Origin of the sequence: Actinosynnema sp. NPDC023658, assembly GCF_040639995.1 — a bacterium.
Lineage (GTDB): Bacteria > Actinomycetota > Actinomycetes > Mycobacteriales > Pseudonocardiaceae > Actinosynnema.
The window spans coordinates 1-3019 of record NZ_JBFAAX010000698.1 but is presented as its reverse complement, the minus strand read 5'-3'; the positions used below and the strand labels follow the sequence as shown (position 1 = coordinate 3019).

Sequence of the window (3019 nt, the reverse complement as noted above, 5' to 3'; positions counted from 1 at the left end):
GGCTACGAGCGGATCGTCATGGTCAACGGGCCGTCGCACGTCCACCAGGCCCGCCAGCGGCACGAGGGCGCGGTCGACGCGGTGCGCAAGGCGGGCCGTGACGAGGGCGTGGTGGAGGAGCTGAAGGTCGCCTCGCTCAACGTGGCCTCCGGGCAGCGCGCCGCGGAGCAGCTGCTGGCCAGGTCCGTCCGCCCGGACGCGGTGTTCTGCGCCAACGACCTGCTGGCGCTGGGCCTGCTCCAGGTGCTGGTGCGCGCCGGCGTGCGGGTGCCCGAGGACATCGCGATCGTCGGCTACGACGACATCGACTTCGCCGCCGCCGCGGCCGTGCCGCTCACCTCGGTGCGCCAGCCGCGCCAGCTGATCGGCCGCACGGCCGCGGAGCTGGTGATCGCGGAGACGATGACGCCCGGCGAGCACCGGCACCAGCACGTGCTGTTCGCCCCGGAGCTGGTCGTCCGGGAGTCGAGCCGCCGGGTGCAGCGGCCTCGCCGTCGGCAGAAGTAGCCAGAGTAGTTGAATCTTTTCAAGACCACTCTGACCAGGTAACAGGTCTGCGTCAGCCAGCTGAGACGTAGAAAATGAACCGTTTCATCCCTTGACGGCGGCTCGGTCGCGGTGCTGTCATGTGGCGGGCGAGAGCGTTACCCGGCTCACACCTGGGAGCGCTCCCAGAATCAGCGACGAAGGAGCAACGGTGCTCACCAACTCGTTCAGAACGCGGGCGATCGCCGCCGCCACGGCGATCAGCGCGGTGACCGGAGGCCTGCTGGTCGCCGGGGTGGCCTCGGCCGCCCCCGGCTGCGGCGTCGACTACGTGGTGCAGAACAGGTGGCAGGGCGGGTTCTCCGCGAACGTCACGATCACCAACCTCGGTGACCCGGTGGACGGGTGGACCCTGGGCTGGTCGTTCCCGGGTACCGAGCGCCTGGCCCAGGGGTGGAACGCCACGTTCGGCGGCTCGGGCGCGGACGTCACGGCGTCCAACGTGGACTGGAACCGGTCGATCCCCACCGGCGGCACGGCGTCGTTCGGCTTCAACGGCACGGTGACCGGCGACTCGGTCGGCGTGCCCACGACGTTCCGGCTCAACGGCACGACGTGCACGGGCGGTGTGAACCCCACGTCGACGTCGACGTCCACCACCACCTCGACCACGACGACCACCACGACGACCGGAACCACCACCACGACCACGACGACCCCCGGTCCGGGGCCGTCGGACCCGACCGGCCGCAAGCAGGTCGAGCGGTTGGACCGCGGCGTGATCAGCGTGCGGTCGGGCAGCGGCAACCTGGTCAGCTGGCGGCTGCTGGGCGGTGACCCGCAGGACGTGGCGTTCAACGTGTACCGGGGCGGCACGAAGGTCAACTCGTCCCCGATCACGTCGTCGACGAACTACCTGGACAACGGCGCGGCGGCGGACGCCTCCTACACCGTGCGGGCCGTGGTGAACGGCAGCGAGCAGGCGGCGTCGCCCGCGTCGCTGGCGTTCGCCTCCGGGTACCGGGACGTGCCGATCCAGTCGCCGGGCAGCGGGTACGTCGCGAACGACGCGAGCGTGGGCGACCTGGACGGCGACGGCGACTACGAGTTCGTGCTGAAGTGGGACCCGGACAACGCCAAGGACAACTCGCAGGCGGGCGTCACGGGCAACGTCTTCATCGACGCCTACCGCATCGACGGCACCCGGTTGTGGCGCATCGACCTGGGCCGCAACATCCGGGCGGGCGCGCACTACACCCAGTTCCAGGTGTACGACTACGACGGTGACGGCAAGGCCGAGGTCGCGATGAAGACCGCGGACGGCACCAAGGACGGCCGGGGCACGGTGATCGGCAACGGGAGCGCCGACTACCGCAACTCCGACGGCTACATCCTGTCCGGGCCGGAGTTCCTGACCATGTTCAACGGTCAGACCGGCGCGGCGATGTCCACGGTGAACTACGACCCGCCGCGCGGGACCGTGTCGTCGTGGGGCGACAGCTACGGCAACCGGGTCGACCGGTTCCTGGCCGGCACCGCCTACCTGGACGGCGCCCGCCCGTCGTTGATCATGGCCCGCGGCTACTACACGCGTGCGGTCATCGCGGCGTGGGACTTCCGCAACGGCGCGCTGACCAAGCGGTGGACGTTCGACTCCAACGCCTCGGGCAACTCGGGGTACGCGGGTCAGGGCAACCACGCGCTGAGCATCGCGGACGTCGACGCCGACGGCCGGGACGAGATCCTCTACGGTGCGGCCGCGATCGACGACACCGGGCGCGGGCTGTGGACCACGGGCCTCGGGCACGGTGACGCCGCGCACGCGGGCGACTTCGACCCGTCCCGCCCCGGCCTGGAGTACTTCAAGGTCTCGGAGGACTCCTCCAAGCCGGGTTCCTGGTTCGCGGACGCCCGCACCGGGCAGCGGCTGTGGACCACGGCCTCCGGCGGCGACAACGGCCGCGGCGTGGCCGACGACATCTACGCGGGCAACCCCGGCGCGGAGGCGTGGTCCGCGATGGACGGCAACCTGCGCAACACCAAGGGCGCGTCGGTCGGCCGCAAGCCGTCGTCGATGAACTTCCTGGTCTGGTGGGACGGCGACCCGACCCGCGAGCTGCTCGACCAGACCCGGATCGACAAGTACGGCACCAACGGTGAGACCCGCCTGCTCACCGGGTCCGGGGTGGCCTCGAACAACGGCACCAAGGCCACGCCGGCGCTCAGCGGCGACCTGTTCGGGGACTGGCGCGAGGAGGTCGTCTGGCGCAAGTCGGACAACTCCGGGCTGCGGATCTACTCCACGCCCGACCCGACCGACCGCCGCATCCCCACGCTGATGCACGACACCATGTACCGCGTCGCGATCGCGTGGCAGAACACCGCCTACAACCAGCCGCCGCACCCGAGCTTCCACATCGGGAACGGCATGGCCACGCCGCCGTGGCCGGACGTCCACTACGCAGGCTGATCACCGAGCGTCACTGTGGCCTACCCCACTCGGGGTAGGCCATCACGGTGTAGGTGTGCTCGG

The 3019-nt window shown here is 70.6% G+C and carries 2 protein-coding genes; both read left to right on the top strand.

Annotated elements, in window-relative coordinates; all coding sequences use genetic code 11:
* Positions 1-507, top strand: a 507-nt coding sequence (locus AB0G02_RS33365; protein WP_360802290.1) for a substrate-binding domain-containing protein, incomplete at its 5' end; no start/stop codon positions are given.
* Positions 508-697: 190 nt separating this feature from the next.
* Positions 698-2956, top strand: coding sequence for a cellulose binding domain-containing protein (locus AB0G02_RS33360; protein ID WP_360802287.1), 2259 nt, complete (start codon positions 698-700; stop codon positions 2954-2956).
* The last annotated feature ends 63 nt before the right edge of the window (positions 2957-3019 follow it).